The sequence below is a fragment of the Saccharopolyspora galaxeae genome (assembly GCF_016526145.1).
GTDB classification, from domain to species: domain Bacteria; phylum Actinomycetota; class Actinomycetes; order Mycobacteriales; family Pseudonocardiaceae; genus Saccharopolyspora_C; species Saccharopolyspora_C galaxeae.
In genome coordinates this window covers 1-15,368 of sequence record NZ_JADDUE010000017.1, presented here as the reverse complement: position 1 = coordinate 15,368, position 15,368 = coordinate 1, and the positions used below count along the sequence as shown (strand labels likewise).

The following is a 15,368-nucleotide window of genomic DNA, read 5'->3' as shown; positions in this document are numbered from 1 at the left end:
TCTGCAACTTGTCAGCGTTCGGCGGCCGTTTTCGGCGTCCTCACGTACGACTGACGAGCGCTTGGGTCCACCGAGACCTCCATACAAGGCTGCCCGCTGCCCGCACCCCGGAGACCTGCCCGCCTGCCGAACGCATGACCACCAACCTCGATCATCTCAGCGGGACCGACCGCAAAGCGATCACCAATCGGGCCGACAACGAAGGCCGCGAGATCGCCGAAGTCCCGGTCGACCTCATCCGGGCAGGACTCCGCGACCCGGTGCACAACGTCAACACTGGCTTCGTCAACGGCACCGGCATCCAGTCAGGGCGCATCGACGGCGGCTTTCGCTTGTAGCGACCCCTCCGCAGTCCCCCGCCGCCCGCCTTCCACCTGTGGCCGCAGGGGGCCGGGACCGGCCGATGGCCGCACGCCCGGCGTCCCGCCGCTACCCGTCAGGGGGAGGCGAGTGAACCAGCCACCCGCCTCCCGCTAACACTAAGACCCACTCTGATCTACTTCTTTTTTGTGCGCTTTCGCCATGGGGAGAAACAAGAACAAATAACCGACCAAAGCGAGCAATGGGGACAGCCAGAGCTTGCTGATTCCGTAAGCAACTCCTTCCGGACGAAATAAGACACTAATCAGCAGCGTTGCCAGTGCGACAACCAAGGCAAGGGCAACCGCGGAAATGAAAGGATGCGACACAGTCCAGCGATTGATCTTATCCACTATGCGCCACCCTCTTTACCGCACGGTCGACATGTGGGCTCCCATTCAGCAAACCTTGTTCCAAGGAACAAAGTTGCCGCCTACCTGAATCGCACCTCCACAGAAGGTCGAACCGGGTGATGTCAGGCGGACCCGATTATGTAAGTGGCTAGCGAGACAGCGAGCATGATACCTGTCAGCCCGAGTAGGCTCCAGAGCGTGCGGCGGAGCCATCCAGTGATGGCGACCAGAACAAGCACCAACCCGACCAGCCACGGCGCAATCCATAGCGCGAAAAACATGCCGATGAGCTGTTGGTTTGTCACGCCGGGGCCGGAGTCACCAGGATCGAATCCGGTCAGCGACGCACCGAGGTAGGGGAACCAGCCGACCAAGCTGAGCGCCATGATTAGCCCACCGACTACGATGCCCGTGATCCGTAGCGGTTTGTATTTGATGCCTTGATCGGCTTGGTTCTCTGTCGGCATCACGGTGCTGCTGCTCCTCCGCCGTTCGTGCCCGTCATGATCCGCGCCATGCTCTCACGCGAAGGCGCCTTGTCCCAGTAGTCGCCATGCCCGCCGTTCGGATCTGTCGGCATCACCTGTCCACCGAAAGTCGGGTCGGTGGGGTCGACGCCGTAACGTGCATGGTCGGTACCACCGAAAACAGTTGGTCCCCAGTCGATAGGGTTCGTGGACGGAGTCCAGTCGATGACGTCGCTTTCCGACTTCGCTGCCCATACGTGGTCGCTGGGTACTCCTAGCTCGCTGGCGTCGTCGACACCGACACCGGGACTACCGAGGAACACGACGTCATCTGCGTGCGACCCGCCGTTCGCCGCAGCCTCCCCGGCCACCGTTGAACCGTAGCTGTGGCCAACCAACGTGTTGTGTGAAGGTGTCTCGCCTTCGTGGGTGACTCGAAGGCCCTCTTGGAAATTCGAGAGATCGCCATGCGCATTCTCCGCGTAGCCGCTGAACGCTGCATTGGGCAACAAGTGGTTGGGAGACTCGTAGTCTGCCCAGGTGATCGCAGCGTTCTTGCCACCCGACAGCTCGTTGGCTCGGTCCAACACCTTGTCGTTCTGTTCGACGTAGTCGGTGGCGTCGCCGAGATCGCTGAATGTACCTGGAACAAGGGTCATCGTATTGTCAGCGTGGTCCGGGTTACCGTTGGCGATGATGGCTTGTCCGCGATGTTCGGCTGTCGAGTCGATACCGAGCAAGTAGTAATTGCTTGCATCGGCTGAGGTGCCCAGCTTGCCCTGCAAGGAATCGATACCGCTGAGTGCGTCACTCAGCTCGTTGATCTGCTTACCCTTTGCCGTGTCGCTGTGCCCATGACGTTCAAAATCTTCACGCATCTCGTTCCGAAGCGCGCTGATCTTTCCAGAGATCGCTTGGCGCTGTGATGCGAGGATGGAGCGGTTGGCAACATCGCGCGTGGCTGAGGGAATGCCGTTGGTGTTGCCGACCATGTGCGGGTATCGGTCCATCAGGTCGGCGCGTTGGGCACTGGTCATCGAACCCCACAAGCCACCAACAGCGGCAGGACCCGTCGTAGCCGCCTTCTCGAACATCCCTTTAGTCGCATTGACCGCGCGATCGTCCATCACTGTTGCCGCCTTGGCTAGCGCCGTAGCGGCAGGGCTAGTTGCCGCTGCGGCAGCCTGTGCCCAAGTCCCGGCACTGCTGATGTGTCCGAGTCCGTCAGCGTTGGTTTTCAGCGCCGCATTCAGACGTTCGTGGGCTGTTTTCTCCATGCGCCGCGCTTGCTCGATGGTTTCGCGAGCTTCTTTAAACGCGGCTTGCTGGCGCTTGTTCTCTTCTGGAGGCAACGGCATCGGACCAGGTTCGAGGATGAGCGTGCTTCCCATCATCTTCAGGCCGCCGCCGGTTCCAACCTGTCGCGCTTGGTCCATACGCGCCTTGACGGTCGTCAAATCGTCCGCAAACGCGGTCAGCGCCCGATTGATGCCAAGGAACAACTGATCGAGAGCGTCAGCGTCTCGGGCTGTGGTTCCTGCTTTCGCTCGGAAGCCATCGCCCGCTTGCCCTTCCCAATCGGCTTCTGAGCGACTGCGGGCCTGGTGCCAACCGGTCGCGTTGTCTTCAACCCCGGTTGCGAGCTGACGGACTGCTTCGGCTGTTGCCCGGACCGACCCAGGGTTACCGGACACGAAGATATTTAGCGGCATGTGTACTGCGCTCCCCGGTGCTCAGCGCGGACGGATCTGGTTGATCTGGTCTGCGTTGGCCGCATCAGTGTCGAGGTAGACCGCCTTGCCGGAGTGCAGCGCATCGGCGGTCTTGGCGGTTTCTTCGGCAAGACCTGCGGCGGCGCGCATGAGTTCAGCCAGGGTCTCGTTCACGGCCGGACCGGACGGACCTGCATCGGCTTCTGGCGCGAGCTGTGCGTGGGCAAGCTTGCTGCTGGACTGTTCGAGTTCACCGGCCAGGGCAGCTAGCGTCTCCGGATCGACACGGACGTTCACGCGCTTCCTCCCCTGATCACTGCGCGTTGATCAGGGGAGACTGTATCGAACCCGGTATGTGGCAGGGAGCGTAGAACTACGCAACACCCGGTCAGCCGAGTGATGTGTATCGGTGCGCTATGCGGCTTTAGCTTGCTCGTTCGCTGTTGTGCGCCTCCACGGAATGGGCACTGTCTCGAAGCTGGTTACGGGGACGGGCAGCCACAGAGACACGCTGCTGTGCCCACCACCATTCGGGGTGCTCTCGCTGCACATGGAGTTCGAGGGCATCCAGGCCCCATGACCCGAAGTCCACGAGGGACCGTCCGCAGTCCGCGCCCTTGGCGGGACACGCCCACCATTCCCAGCCGTCGATCACGACCATGGGAAACTGGGACAACTGAGCGATATGGGCCACCATAGCGCATCTGAGTCAGCAACTGAGACAAGTTGCGCCATTCGTGCCACTTTCGGGCCGTGCCCAGGCCAAAGCTGCTCACGTCCAGCCAACTCGCGGATGAGCTAGGTATCTCGCGCCGCTCCGTGGCGCGGTACGTGCAGGCCGGAATCTTGGAGCCGGAGTTCTACACGCCAGGCGGGCAAGGCCGCTTCGACCTTGAGGACTCGAAGCGGCAGCTACGGGAGCACTCCAAGCGCCAAAGGCCGTAGTCGCCCCGGCCGCCACAGCGTTGGATGCCGGGCTACTGGAACGTCCTTTGAGGACTTGATCTAGCTTGCGAACTCATCACCAAGTCAGCACCATCCCGAGCAAAAACAGGAACCCGCCATGACATACCGGGCACGTCAGAGCGGGCTCCCATTTACTGAACAGCGAGTTTGACTCTGTTCACCAGGAGCGGTATAAGCTCGCCGATATTTCGCTACACGTTGAAGCGGAACTCCACCACGTCGCCGTCGGACATGATGTACTCCTTGCCTTCCATCCGGACCTTGCCCGCCGAGCGGGCCGCCTGCATGGAACCGGCCTCGATCAGGTCCGGGTAGGACACGATCTCGGCCTTGATGAAACCGCGTTCGAAATCGGTGTGGATCACCCCGGCCGCCTGCGGAGCGGTGGCGCCCTGCGGAATCGTCCAGGCGCGGGCCTCCTTCGGCCCGGCGGTCAGATAAGTCTGCAGGCCCAAGGTGTGGAACCCGGCGTGGGCCAGCGCATTCAGGCCCGGCTCCGGCTGCCCGACGGACTCCAGCAGCTCGCGGGCGGATTCCTCGTCCAGTTCGATCAGTTCGGATTCGACCTTGGCGTCCAGGAACACCGCGTCGGCGGGCGCCACCAGGTCGCGCAACTGCTGCTTGCGCTGCTCGTCGGCCAGCACGCCCTCATCGGCGTTGAACACGTACAGGAAGGGCTTGGTGGTGAGCAGGTTCAGCTCGCGCAGCTCGGGCACCTCGGTGCCCTTGTTCGCGGCGAACAGGGTGGTGCCACCGTCGAGGATCTCCTTGGCCTCGTACACCGCATCCAGCGCGGGGCGCTTGTCCTTGCGGGTGCGGGCTTCCTTCTCCAGCCGGGGCAGCGCCTTCTCCAGCGTCTGGATATCGGCGAGGATCAGCTCGGTGTTGATCGTTTCGATGTCATCGGCCGGGTTCACGTCGCCGTCCACGTGCACCACGTCGCTGTCGTCGAAGACGCGGATGACCTGGCAGATCGCGTCCGCCTCGCGGATGTTCGCGAGGAACTTGTTGCCCAGCCCCTGGCCTTCGGACGCGCCCTTGACGATGCCCGCGATGTCCACGAACGAGACGGTGGCGGGCACCACCTTCTCGGAGGAGAACATCCCGGCGAGTTCGCCGAGGCGGCCGTCGGGCAACGGCACCACGCCCACGTTCGGCTCGATGGTCGCGAACGGGTAGTTCGCGGCGAGCGCGTCGTTGCTGGTCAGCGCGTTGAACAGGGTGGACTTGCCGACGTTGGGCAGCCCGACGATTCCGAGGGTGAGACTCACGGGCCGTGAGTCTAGGTGGTACGGGCACGATCTCCGCCCACCCCTCCTGACGTGCGCAGCGATCGGAGTGAACGGACTCTTCGCCCGATTCGTTCGGACCAGCGGTCCGTTCACTCCGACGCATCGGCTCGCGGGGGAGTCAGTCGTCCTGCTCCTGCTCGTCACCGTCCTGCTGGTCGTCTTGCTGGTCGCCGTCCTGCTGCTCTTGCTGCTGTTGTGGCGGCGGGGCGGGGTCGTTGCAGCCCGCGGTGACGGTCAGCGCCAGCATCGCCGCCGCCACCCCACCGGCGATCTTGAAACCGCGTGCGGTCGTGGAATTTGCCATGAAGCCGACATTAGGGATCAATCGAGCCGGTGTCACCTACTCCGCGCCGAGCGTTCGCGTGCCACGGCATGTCGGTGGCCTTGCCAGAATCGACGCCGTGCCGACCGAGCCCTGCCCGACCTCGACCGACGACGAGCTGAACGTTCGCCTGCCGTTCCGCCCTCCGCTCGACGCAGCGGCCCTGTTCGGGTTCCTGCGCGCCCGCGCGGTCGGCGGCGTGGAGGACGCCGGGGCCGAGCACTACTCCCGTGCGCTGCGACTTGCGCACGGTGCGGGGACGGTGACGCTGCGGCCTCGGCGAGACCACGTCGCCGCGACACTGCGGCTCGCCGACCAGCGCGACCGGGACAGCGCGATCGCGCACTCGCGCAGGCTGCTCGATCTCGACTCCGATCCGGCCGCGGTGGCCGAAGTCCTCGACGGCGACCCGGCACTCGCTCCGATGTTGCGCAAGCACCCCGGCGTCCGGGTCCCCGGAAGCGTGGACGGCGCGGAGATCGTGGTGCGGGCCGTCCTCGGGCAGCAGGTGTCCGTGGCCGCCGCGCGTACCGCGGCGCAACGGCTCACCGAAGCCCTCGGGGAGCCGTTGACCTGCGCGGACGGCGCGATCACGAGGCTGTTTCCCACACCCGCCGCGATCGCGTCCGGAGTCACCGGAGTGCTCACCGGGCCGAAGCGGCGCACCGAGGCGTTGCGGCTCGTCTGCGAGGCGTTGGCGGACGGCTCGCTGCTGGTCGATCCCGGCCGGGACGCCGACGAGCTCAGCACGCAGCTGCGAACTTTCCCGGGCATCGGCCCGTGGACGGCGAACTACGTGGCGCTGCGCGTGCTCGGGGCTGCGGACGTGCTGCTCGACGGTGATCTCGCGATGCGCCGCGGCGCCGCCGCACTCGGCCTGCCCGACCGGCCCGGCGCGCTGCGAACACGCGCGCAGCGCTGGCACCCGTGGCGTTCGTACGCCGGGATGCTGCTGTGGCTGGCGAACCAGCCACCTACCTGAGCGCTCCGCGGGTCAAGCATCGAGTTCGATCGTCGATCCCTCCCGCGACTTGCGGATGCGCAGCCGCATCCCGATCCGTTGCCGCATCTCGTCCACGTGCGAGACCAAGCCGATCACCCGCCCGCCGGCGCGCAGCTCGTCCAGCGTGTCCATCACGAGATCAAGGGTGTTCGCGTCGAGCGTGCCGAAACCTTCGTCGATGAACAGGGTGTCCAGCAGCGCCCCGCCCGACTCACCGGCGACGACGTCGGCCAGGCCCAGCGCCAGCGAAAGCGAAGCCATGAACGACTCCCCGCCGGAGAGCGTCTTCGCCGACCGCGTCCGCCCGGAGTAGTCGTCGAGCACGTCGAGCCCGAGCCCGCCGCGCGTGCCGCGCGCTCCGGCTGCGTCGGAGTGCACGAACGAGTAACGCCCACCGCTCATCCGCTGCAGCCGGCGGGTGCCCGCGATCGCGACCTCCTCCAGCCGCGCGGCCAGCACGTACGAGCGCAGCGACATCTTCCGCGCGTTCTGCCCGCGGCCGTTGACAACGTCGGTGAGCGCGTCCAGCTCGTCGTACTCGGCCTTCGCGGGACCGAGCTCGTCCCACGCCTTCCGCAACCGTTTCGCCAGGTCGGTGAGGTCGCGGTGGCGCTGGTCCAGGCGTTGCTCGGTCGCCATGGCGCGTTCGGCGGCCTCGCGGGCGGTGGTGGCGGCTTCGGCAGCGGCTTCCAGGCCGACCTCGGTACCCGCGTCGACGCCGAAGAGTTCTTCGCTGCTCAGCGCCGATTGGGCGGCGGCGCGGCGCCGCTCGGCTTCGGCCAGTCCCTCGGCCAGCTCGCCGCGGCGCGCTTCGTCGCGCTCGGCCGCGAGGGCTTCGTCGACGCCGCCGAAACCCGCCTCGGTGGCGGCTTCGGCCAGCGCTGCGCGTTGCCGCTCGAGGCGGATCTCGGCTTCGTCGCGGGCGATGCGGGCCGTGACCAGCCGCTCGAGGCGTCCGGCGTGGTCGAGCAGGTGCTCGCGGTGCTCGGCGATGCCCGCGTGCTCGCCGCGTGCCTCGTCCAGCCTGGCCGCACGTCTGTCCACTGTGTCCTGGAGAGCGGCGAGTTCGGAGCGCGCCGCGGCGATCTTCGCGTCGAGTTCGGAGCGCCGCGCGGTGAGCCGTTCCGCCGAGCCCTCCAGCTCGGCGAGGTCGTCGGCGCGTGCCGCTGCTTGATCGGCGAGTTTGCGCACCGCATCACGGTCTTCGGCCGCTGCGGCGGACTCCGCGGCCAGTTCCGCTTCGGTGCGCTCGCCTACCCGTTCCCGCAGCCGGTCGAAGTACTGGCGCGCGTCGGCCTCGGCTTTCGCCGCGGTTTCCCGGCGGGACTGGGCCTGCTGCTCGGCGTGCTGGGCCCGTTCCTCGTCATCGGCGCCGACCGGGTCGGCGACGGCTTCGCGCGGCGCCGGATGTTGCGCTGAACCGCACACCGGGCACGGCTGCCCGGTTTCCAAGCCGTCCGCGAGCTCCGCGGCCATCCCTGCCAGCCGCCGTTCCCGCAGGTCCAGCAGCAGGTCCCGCGCCTGCTGGTGCTCGTCCAAGGCGCGCCGCGCGGATTGCGCCGACTGCTCCTGATTCCGCTGCGCAGCGGGCAATTCGCGGGCCGTGCTCAGAAGTTCGGCCAGTTCCTCGACCTTCGCCTCCGCGGACTCGCGGCGGGCTTCGGCCTGCTTGGCCTCGTCGAGCCGCTGCCGTGCCGCGGTGATCCGTTCCGGCAACGCAGCGCGCTGGTCGGCGAGCTCCTGGGCCGCCTGCTCGTCGGACTCGATGCCGCGGCCGAGCTCGCCGATCTTCGCCTGGTCGGTTTCCTGTTGCTGCGCCTCGGGAAGGAGCTCTGCCAGCGCACCGGCCCGTTCCCGCTGCGCGGCCGCCGAAGAGCGCAGTTGGTCCAGCTCCGCGGCGGTGTCCACGCCGCTGCAGCGGTCCGCGGCCGCCTGCACTTCTTCGGCGGACTGCCGCAACTCGGTCTCCGCGCCGGCGACGGCGCGGCGCGCGGTGAGCACCGACAACGCCCGCTCAGCGGCGTCCTTCTCGCGGCGCCACTGATCGTGCTCAGCGCGCTGCTGCTCCAGCGCGTCCAGTTCCGCGCGCGCGTTGCGCACTCGGCGCACTTTGTCGGCCAGTTCCCGGCGCGCGGTCAGCGTCTGCTCGGCGGAGTCGCGCTGCCGAGCCAGCTCGGTGCGGTTGCGGCGGGCCTCGTCGAGTTCGGCGGTCAGCTGCTTCTCCCAGCCCTCCAACCAGATCCGCTGGTCGTCGCCGTCCTCCGGGTCCTGTCCTACGACCTGGGCGACCCGCGCCAGCACCTCCCGCGCCTGCTGGTTGTGCGCCTCCAGCACACGGCCCCGTTCGCGCCTGCGTTGCACGAACCACTGCTCCACCGCGGCGAAGCGCTCGGTGCCGAACAGCTTCTCCAGCAGCTGTTCCCGCTCGGCGTTCTCGGCGCGCAGGAAGTTCGCGAACTCGCCCTGCGGCAGCATCACCACCTTCGTGAACTGGTGCACGGTCATCCCGAGCAGGCGCTGCACGGTCTGGTTGACGTCCGGGATGCGGGTGAGCCCTTCGGCCGGCTGCCCGCCGGGAACGTCGCCGAGCCAGGTCAGCGAAGCTTTGGCCTGCCGGGTGGTGTAGCCCTCGCCGCGTTGTTTGCGCTGCTCGTACTGGGGGCTGCGCTGGATCCGCAGCCGGTGGCCCTGCACGGTCAGCTCCAGCTCGATCGAGGTCGCCAGGTTGTCCGGGGCGGTGTCGCAGCGCAGCCGCTTGGCTTCGTCGCGCACGCCGGGCACCGAGCCGTAGAGCGCGAACGCGACCGCGTCCAGCAGGCTCGTCTTGCCCGCGCCGGTGTCGCCGTGCAGCAGGAACAGCCCGTCCGCGCCGAGCGCGTCGAAGTCGACCCGTTCGGTGCCGCGGTACGGGCCGAACGCGGAGACTTCCAGCCGGTGCAGCCTCATTCCCGCACCTCCGCGACATCCACCGCGCGCAGCGCTTCGGCCAGCAGCGAGCGTTCGCCCGTGGAGGGTTCGGCTCCGCGGCAGTCGGCGACGAAGCCGTCCGCCAGTGCCACGTCGTCGCGTCCGCGCACCGCCTCGGAGTAGTGCAGTTCGGCGGTCGCGCGCCCGCCCGCGGGTTTCCATTCCAGGTGAACCGCGTGCGGGAAGCGTTCCTGCAGCCTGCGCATCGCGTCCACCGGCCGGACCTCGTCGGTCAGCGTCACGGACAGGAAGCGGTCCGCCAGCTCGGCGTGTTCCGGGTCGGTGAGCAGCTGTTCCAACGTGCCTTCGGCGGTGCCCAGCTCGCGCGGCACCGGCAGCTCCCTGCGCTGCACATTGGACAGGCCAGGTGCGTCCAGGTCCACCAGCCACACCGATTTCCGTTGCCGCGCCTCGGAGAACGAGTAGGCCAGCGGGCTGCCGGAATACCGCAGGTGCTCGGCCAGTCGCTGCGGCCCGTGCAGGTGGCCCAGCGCGACGTAGTCGACGCCGTCGAAGACCGAGCCCGGAACCTGTTCGACACCCCCGACGGCGATGGTGCGTTCGGAGTCGCTGGCGTCGCCGCCGGTGACGAAGCCGTGCGCGAGCACCACCGAACGCGTTCCGCCCGCTCTGGTGGCCAGGTCGGCGCGGATGCGGTTCATCGCCTCGGTGAGCACGGCGGTGTGCCCGCGCGCGGCGACCTCGGAGGCGCCCGCGACTCCGGCCGTGGCGTTCAGGGCCTGCTTGGCCGGATCCGGTTCCAGGTAAGGGATTCCGTAGCAGGCGACCGGACCGTGCTCGTCGTCGATCAGCACCGGCTGGTGCAGTTCGGAGATGCGGGTGCGCAGGTGCAGCCCCCCGGCCGCCGCGAACTCGGCGAACGCCCCGACGCGGGCGGCGGAGTCGTGGTTGCCCGGGGTGACCACCAGCTGCGCGCCCGCCGCCCGCAACCGGCCGAGGACCCGCACGCAGGTCTCCACGGCTTCACCGGAGGGCACCGCGCGGTCGTAGAGGTCGCCGGCCACGACCACGACGTCGACGTGCTCGTCCGCGACCAGGTCGGCGAGCCCGGACAGCACCGTTTCCTGCTCGGCGAGCAGGTCGCGGCCGTGGAACGTGCGTCCCACGTGCCAGTCGGAGGTGTGCAGCAGCCGCATGGAGGTCAAGTTAGCGGCGTCCACCGACAGCCGCGTCGACCCCCCAGGGCGCTTCGGCGTGTCGGCCGCAGCGGCGCCCGACACTCCCCGGCGTGTCGGATTCCGTTGCGCCGCAGGTGAAACCGGGTGCGACCGGCCGATCACGGAATGCCGCGGACGATCTCGCCCGGATCGTCGGTGCGGTGCGGAATGATCGGTGGCACCTGCAAGCCGAGAGGAGTTCGAGATGGGCACCGGCGTGCTGATCGCCGTCGTCATCGTGCTGATGCTGCTGTGCGCGGCGGCTCTGCTGCTGATCTGGCGGCTCTACACCGATTCCGCGCGCCGCGCGGACGAGGCGATGCGCATGGTGGAGGCGGAACGCGCCCGCGCGGTCGAGCAGCAGGCGGCGCTGCGGCGCTACGAGGTGGCGTTCGCGTCCATCTCCGGCCGCGGCGAGCTGGGCGAGCAGGTGCTGGTCGAGACGGCGAAGTCGCTGGGACTGCGGGAAGGGATCCACTTCAGCGTGCAGACCGACCTCGCCGGCGGCGGCTCCGCGCGGCCGGACATGGTGCTCACCGTCGGCGGCGGGCGGCAGGTCCCGGTGGACGCGAAGGCCAGCCTCGCGGTGTGGGCCGAGGCGATGGACACCGACGATCCGCAGGAGCGCAGCGATGCGCTGCGGGTGCACGTGCGCAACATCCGGTCCCGCGCCACCGAGTTGTCCGGGAAGGGCTACCAGCGCTGGGCGGACGCGATCTACGGCACGATCATGTTCGTACCGTCGGACGCGGCGGTGGTCACCGCGCTGGACAACGATCCGAGCCTGCTGTCGTGGCTGCTGGACAAGCGGGTCTTCCTGTGCGGGCCGACCGGTTTCGCCGTGCTGGCCTCGGCGGCGCTGTTCGCGGCGACCGAACGCACCATCGCCGAGGACATCGATCAGGTCCGCGCGCAGGCGGTCCGCGCGCAGCGCGCGGCCTCCGGCGCGGTCGAGGCGGTGAACCTCTCCAGCACCCACCTGCAGCGGTTCGTCTCCGCCCGCCGCCGCGAACTCGACGCGCTCGAGTCGTTCCGCGGCGCCGTGCAGCCGCTCGCGGAGAACGCGGGCAACGGCAGCAGCGAGCTCAACACGATCCGCAGGGAGGAGGACGGCCTGGTACCCACCGAACAAACCGACAACTGAACACGGCGAGCCTGGTCCGACACCGAGCTGGACGACCGCTTCACCGGCGCGGCACGATGCCGCGTCCCCGCGGAGCCCGTCGCGATTGGGTCCGTCGCGATCACCATTGGCAATTACTAGACCAGTCTCTATAGTTTTGCCCATGGCGACGCGCGGCGAGACTCGAGCCCGGGTGCTGGTGACGGCACGCGAACTGTTCGGCAGGCAGGGCTTCCACGCGACCGGGGTCAACCAGGTCCTGGCCGAGGCGGGAGCCCCGAAGGGATCGCTCTACTTCCACTTCCCCGGCGGCAAGAACCAGTTGGCGGCCGAGGCGGTCGGGCAGGGCGCGGACGAACTGTGCCGGGTCATCGACGAGATCCTGGCGCGCACGCCGGATCCGGCGCAGGCCGTGCGGGAGTTCGCAGCTCTGCTCGCGGCGCGATTGGCCGATTCGGACTTCCTCGACGGCTGTCCGATCGCAACCGTCGCGCTCGATGCCGACGCGGACAGCGAGTCGGTTCGCACGGCGTGCGGGGCGGGCTACGACCGGTGGCTCGCGTCGATCCGCGATCATCTCGTGCGATCCGGCGAGGACACCGCGGCGGCCGAGGAGCTGGCGGTGCTCGTACTGTCCTCTTTGGAGGGTGCACTGCTGCTGGCGCGGACTCGCCGGGACGTGGCGCCGCTACGGCAGGTCGCGGACCGCATCGCAGCTCTGCTCGCGGCGGAGGGTCGGTGATGAAGCGAATCGACGCCTTCGTCACCGGCGGCACCGGGTTCATCGGCCGCTGGCTGTTGCCCGAGCTGACCGGCGGCGGCCGACGGGTGGCGGTGTTGCTGCGCGACAACCCGGACGGGCGCCACAGGTTGGCGGAACTGCGGGAATGGGTGGAAGCGCGGGGCGGCCGGAGCGACCTGCTGCACGGGCTGGCCGGAGATCTGACCCGTGATGATCTCGGGATGGACCCCGCTGACCTCGCGCTCGCCCGCACTGCGAGCCAGGTTTTCCACCTGGGCGCAGCGATGTCTTTCGGGCTGCCTGCCGAGCAGGCTCGGCAGGTCAACGTGCGCGGCTCCGAACGCGTCGCCGAACTGGCCGCCTCCGGCTCGAGCCTCGATCGGCTGGTGCTGGTCAGCGGGTTTCAGCACCGGCGCTCGAGCAAGCTCGCCACCAGCCGGTACCACGACTCCAAACTCACGGCCGATGCGCGCGTCCGCGACATCGCCGAAGCGACGGGCGTCCCGTTGACCAGGGTGCATCCGGCTTCGGTGACCGGGGATTCGCGCACCGGGCAGACCTCCCAGTTCTGGGGCTGGCCGGACCTCGTCCAGGCGCTGCACCGCGGACGGCTCCCGATCGTGCCGGGCGTGCGTGATCACCGGTTGCCGCTGGTCGCGGTGGACCACCTCGCGAAGTTCCTGGCCGGTGCGCCGGAACTCGCGGAGACGGCCGGCGGGCAGTACTGGCTGCTGCACGACACCCCGCCGCTGGCCGATCTGCTGCGGATCGTCGCGGACGAGCTGGGTGTCGCCACGCCGCGGCTGCGCGTGCCGATCCCGCTGGCCGCGATGAGCCTGCAGGCCGGTCTCGACCGCTGGACCGGGATCAGCGCCGAAGCGCTGACCTTCCTCACCGCGCAGGACTTGCCGGTCGCCGAAGCTCGCCGCGTCGAGTCGACGCTCGGATTGACCCAGCCGGACGTGGCGGAGCTGGCACGGGTCACGGCACGCTTCCTCGCCGATCACGGCTTCCGGCCGGCCGCGAGCTGAACGATCAGCGGGGAGGCCGCTCGCGCGAACGTGGCCTCGGCGTGCACCCGGGGCGCGGTTCCGCGTGCACGCCGAGTTTCACCGGGCCGGCGGCGAACTCGACGCCGGAGCGAGTCGCCGGTCCGGGCCGGGCGCGCTCAGTCGGCGGCGCGCTGCTGGTCGGCCAGGAAGTGCTGGGTGTCCACAGTGGACTTGTAGAGGTCCAGGTAGTGGCGGTAGAAGGCGTCGTAGCGCTCGGTTGCGGAGGGGTCGGGAAGGACGGTGCGCGCCACTGGGTTCCACTCCCGCTCGTTGACCGCCGTGCCCGTGCCGACCCCGGCCATCAGCGCATCGCCGAACGCCGCGCCCACGGTCTCGCTCGGAATCTGCTGCTCCTGCCCGGAGATGTCGGAGACGATCTGCGTCCACAGCCCGCCCTGCGTACCGCCGCCGACCGCGACCAGTCGCCCGGCGCGGCCACCGGCATCGGCCATCGCCTCGAGGTTGTGCCGCACGCCGTACCCGATTCCTTCCAGCGCCGCCCGGTACACCTCGGCACGCCCGTGGCTGGTGGTGAGCCCCATCAGCACGCCCCGCGCGTCCGGGTCGAAGATCGGCGTCCGCTCACCGGCGAAGTACGGCAACAGCAGCAGCCCCCGGCTCCCCGCGGGCGCGCCGGACGCCTGTTGCACCAGCTCCCCGAAGTCCCCGTCCACGAACCGCCGCAACCAATCGGTCACCGCACCGGAGGTCGCCATGCCCGCCGCCAGCGTGTAGGTGCCCGGGAAAACTCCGCAGGTGCCCCACAACGCCGGGTGCGGCCGCGGGTCGGTGAGCACCTGCACGAAGAACATCGTGGTCCCGTACATCAGCATCACGTCACCGGGCTCGCGCACGCCCGCGCTGGTGGCCTCCGCCCACGCGTCGATGGTTCCGGCGGTGACCGGCAGCCCTTCCGGTAGCCCCGTCTCGGCGGCGGCCGCCGCGCCGACGCGCCCGACGACCTCGGTGGGCCAGGCCAGCTCCGGCAGCGGCAGGTCCGGCGCGACGCGCTGCGCCCACTCCTTCGACCAGGCGCGTTCGCCCAAGTCGTAGAGCGGGTCGCACTGGCTGGCCGAGTGGTGGTCGAGCACGTACCGCCCGGTGAGCCGGTGCACCAGGTAGGAGCTGCACATCAGCAGCTTCTCGGTGCGCGCGTAGACCTCCGGCTCGTTCTTGGCCAGCCACCGGATCTTCGGCCCCACGGCCTGGCTGGTCAGCGCGGACCCGCCCCGGCGCAGGATCTCGTCGGCCCCGAACTCCTCGGTGAGTTCGGCGATCTCGGCGGTCGCCCGGGTGTCCACGCCGTAGAGGATCGCTTGGCGCAGCGGATTCCCGTCCCCGTCGGCGGGCAGCAGCACCGGCCCGATCCCGCTGACGCCGAGTCCTTCGATGCTGCGGCCTTCCGCGGCGGGCACCAGCTCGCCAACGATCGCCCGGAAATCGGCCCACCACACCGATTCCGCGTCGTGCTCGACCCAGCCGGGATGCGGGTAGGAGGTCTCGTGCGGCCTGGTCGCCCGGGCCAGGATCCGCCCGTCGGTGCTGACCAGCACCCCTTTGGAACTCGAGGTCCCGATGTCGATGCCGATCAGCACGCCCTCAGCCATGGCCAGTTCCTCCCGCTCGTCCCGGTCGTCCACGCAAATCGTAGGGATCGCCGCGCGCCGAATTCCTCAGAGCCTGGCGAGAAGGCCGCTGAGGTTCCGCTACCTGTATTGCCCTGTGAGGTTGTGAATGCGTTGGGCTGGTGTGTGGCCGTTGAGGGAGGTGTGGGCGCGGTGGTGGTTGTAGGTGTGTAGCCAGGGGTCGAAGGCGTTGCGGCGTTGGGTTT

General features: G+C 68.8%; 15 protein-coding genes and 1 pseudogene. 6 read left to right on the top strand and 10 right to left on the bottom strand.

What is annotated here, in order from left to right; genetic code table 11:
* Positions 1–134: 134 nt before the first annotated feature.
* Positions 135–338, top strand: a complete 204-nt coding sequence (locus INP57_RS27410; RefSeq protein ID WP_200073260.1) for a hypothetical protein — start codon at positions 135–137, stop codon at positions 336–338.
* Between the two features lie 141 nt (positions 339–479).
* Here INP57_RS27410 and INP57_RS27405 read toward each other — a convergent pair whose 3' ends face one another.
* The 4 genes from INP57_RS27405 to INP57_RS27390 all read right to left on the bottom strand — a co-directional run bounded on the left by INP57_RS27405 (position 480) and on the right by INP57_RS27390 (position 3,189).
* Entirely contained in the window at positions 480–713 is a 234-nt protein-coding gene (locus INP57_RS27405) for a hypothetical protein (RefSeq protein ID WP_200073259.1), read from the bottom strand.
* 122 nt (positions 714–835) lie between these two features.
* Positions 836–1,180 (bottom strand): hypothetical protein, encoded by a 345-nt coding sequence (locus tag INP57_RS27400; RefSeq protein ID WP_200073258.1) that lies wholly within the window; start codon positions 1,178–1,180, stop codon positions 836–838.
* Positions 1,180–2,682, bottom strand: coding sequence for an alpha/beta hydrolase (locus tag INP57_RS29885; protein ID WP_233628401.1), 1,503 nt, complete (start codon positions 2,680–2,682; stop codon positions 1,180–1,182). Before INP57_RS29885 ends, INP57_RS27400 begins: the two co-directional genes overlap by 1 nt.
* Before the next feature lie 231 nt (positions 2,683–2,913).
* Positions 2,914–3,189 carry a hypothetical protein gene (locus INP57_RS27390; RefSeq protein WP_307850315.1) on the bottom strand — a complete coding sequence of 92 codons (276 nt, stop codon included), beginning with the start codon at positions 3,187–3,189 and terminating at the stop codon, positions 2,914–2,916.
* Between the two features lie 456 nt (positions 3,190–3,645).
* Between INP57_RS27390 and INP57_RS27385 the strand changes: the two genes are divergently transcribed.
* Complete coding sequence (locus INP57_RS27385; RefSeq protein ID WP_200073257.1) at positions 3,646–3,837, top strand: MerR family transcriptional regulator; 192 nt, start codon at positions 3,646–3,648, stop codon at positions 3,835–3,837.
* 212 nt (positions 3,838–4,049) lie between these two features.
* On the opposite strand, the gene ychF is transcribed toward INP57_RS27385, so the two are convergent.
* Positions 4,050–5,129: a redox-regulated ATPase YchF gene (ychF, locus tag INP57_RS27380; protein ID WP_200073256.1), complete on the bottom strand. Its 1,080-nt coding sequence runs from the start codon at positions 5,127–5,129 to the stop codon at positions 4,050–4,052.
* Positions 5,130–5,268: 139 nt separating this feature from the next.
* Positions 5,269–5,454 carry a hypothetical protein gene (locus tag INP57_RS27375; protein WP_200073255.1) on the bottom strand — a complete coding sequence of 62 codons (186 nt, stop codon included), beginning with the start codon at positions 5,452–5,454 and terminating at the stop codon, positions 5,269–5,271.
* A gap of 97 nt (positions 5,455–5,551) precedes the next feature.
* Between INP57_RS27375 and INP57_RS27370 the strand changes: the two genes are divergently transcribed.
* A complete protein-coding gene (locus tag INP57_RS27370) occupies positions 5,552–6,454 on the top strand; it encodes a DNA-3-methyladenine glycosylase family protein (protein ID WP_307850314.1) in 903 nt (300 codons plus the stop codon).
* Positions 6,455–6,466: 12 nt separating this feature from the next.
* On the opposite strand, the gene INP57_RS27365 is transcribed toward INP57_RS27370, so the two are convergent.
* Both INP57_RS27365 and INP57_RS27360 read right to left on the bottom strand, forming a co-directional pair.
* The gene (locus INP57_RS27365) at positions 6,467–9,421 is read right to left on the bottom strand and encodes an AAA family ATPase (protein WP_200073253.1); all 2,955 of its coding nucleotides are present in this window, start codon (positions 9,419–9,421) and stop codon (positions 6,467–6,469) included.
* Complete coding sequence (locus tag INP57_RS27360; protein WP_200073252.1) at positions 9,418–10,599, bottom strand: exonuclease SbcCD subunit D; 1,182 nt, start codon at positions 10,597–10,599, stop codon at positions 9,418–9,420. The genes INP57_RS27365 and INP57_RS27360 overlap by 4 nt, the downstream gene beginning before the upstream one ends.
* Positions 10,600–10,825: 226 nt before the next feature.
* Between INP57_RS27360 and INP57_RS27355 the strand changes: the two genes are divergently transcribed.
* The 3 genes from INP57_RS27355 to INP57_RS27345 all read left to right on the top strand — a co-directional run bounded on the left by INP57_RS27355 (position 10,826) and on the right by INP57_RS27345 (position 13,516).
* Positions 10,826–11,764: a DNA recombination protein RmuC gene (locus tag INP57_RS27355; RefSeq protein WP_200073251.1), complete on the top strand. Its 939-nt coding sequence runs from the start codon at positions 10,826–10,828 to the stop codon at positions 11,762–11,764.
* A 142-nt stretch (positions 11,765–11,906) separates the two neighbouring features.
* Positions 11,907–12,485 carry a TetR/AcrR family transcriptional regulator gene (locus INP57_RS27350; RefSeq protein WP_200073250.1) on the top strand — a complete coding sequence of 193 codons (579 nt, stop codon included), beginning with the start codon at positions 11,907–11,909 and terminating at the stop codon, positions 12,483–12,485.
* Positions 12,485–13,516, top strand: a complete 1,032-nt coding sequence (locus INP57_RS27345) for an SDR family oxidoreductase (protein ID WP_200073249.1) — start codon at positions 12,485–12,487, stop codon at positions 13,514–13,516. The genes INP57_RS27350 and INP57_RS27345 overlap by 1 nt, the downstream gene beginning before the upstream one ends.
* A 137-nt stretch (positions 13,517–13,653) precedes the next feature.
* On the opposite strand, the gene INP57_RS27340 is transcribed toward INP57_RS27345, so the two are convergent.
* Both INP57_RS27340 and INP57_RS27335 read right to left on the bottom strand, forming a co-directional pair.
* Positions 13,654–15,144 carry an FGGY-family carbohydrate kinase gene (locus INP57_RS27340; protein ID WP_200073335.1) on the bottom strand — a complete coding sequence of 497 codons (1,491 nt, stop codon included), beginning with the start codon at positions 15,142–15,144 and terminating at the stop codon, positions 13,654–13,656.
* A 99-nt stretch (positions 15,145–15,243) separates the two neighbouring features.
* A pseudogene (locus tag INP57_RS27335) lies at positions 15,244–15,368 on the bottom strand (IS481 family transposase); the annotation flags it as partial.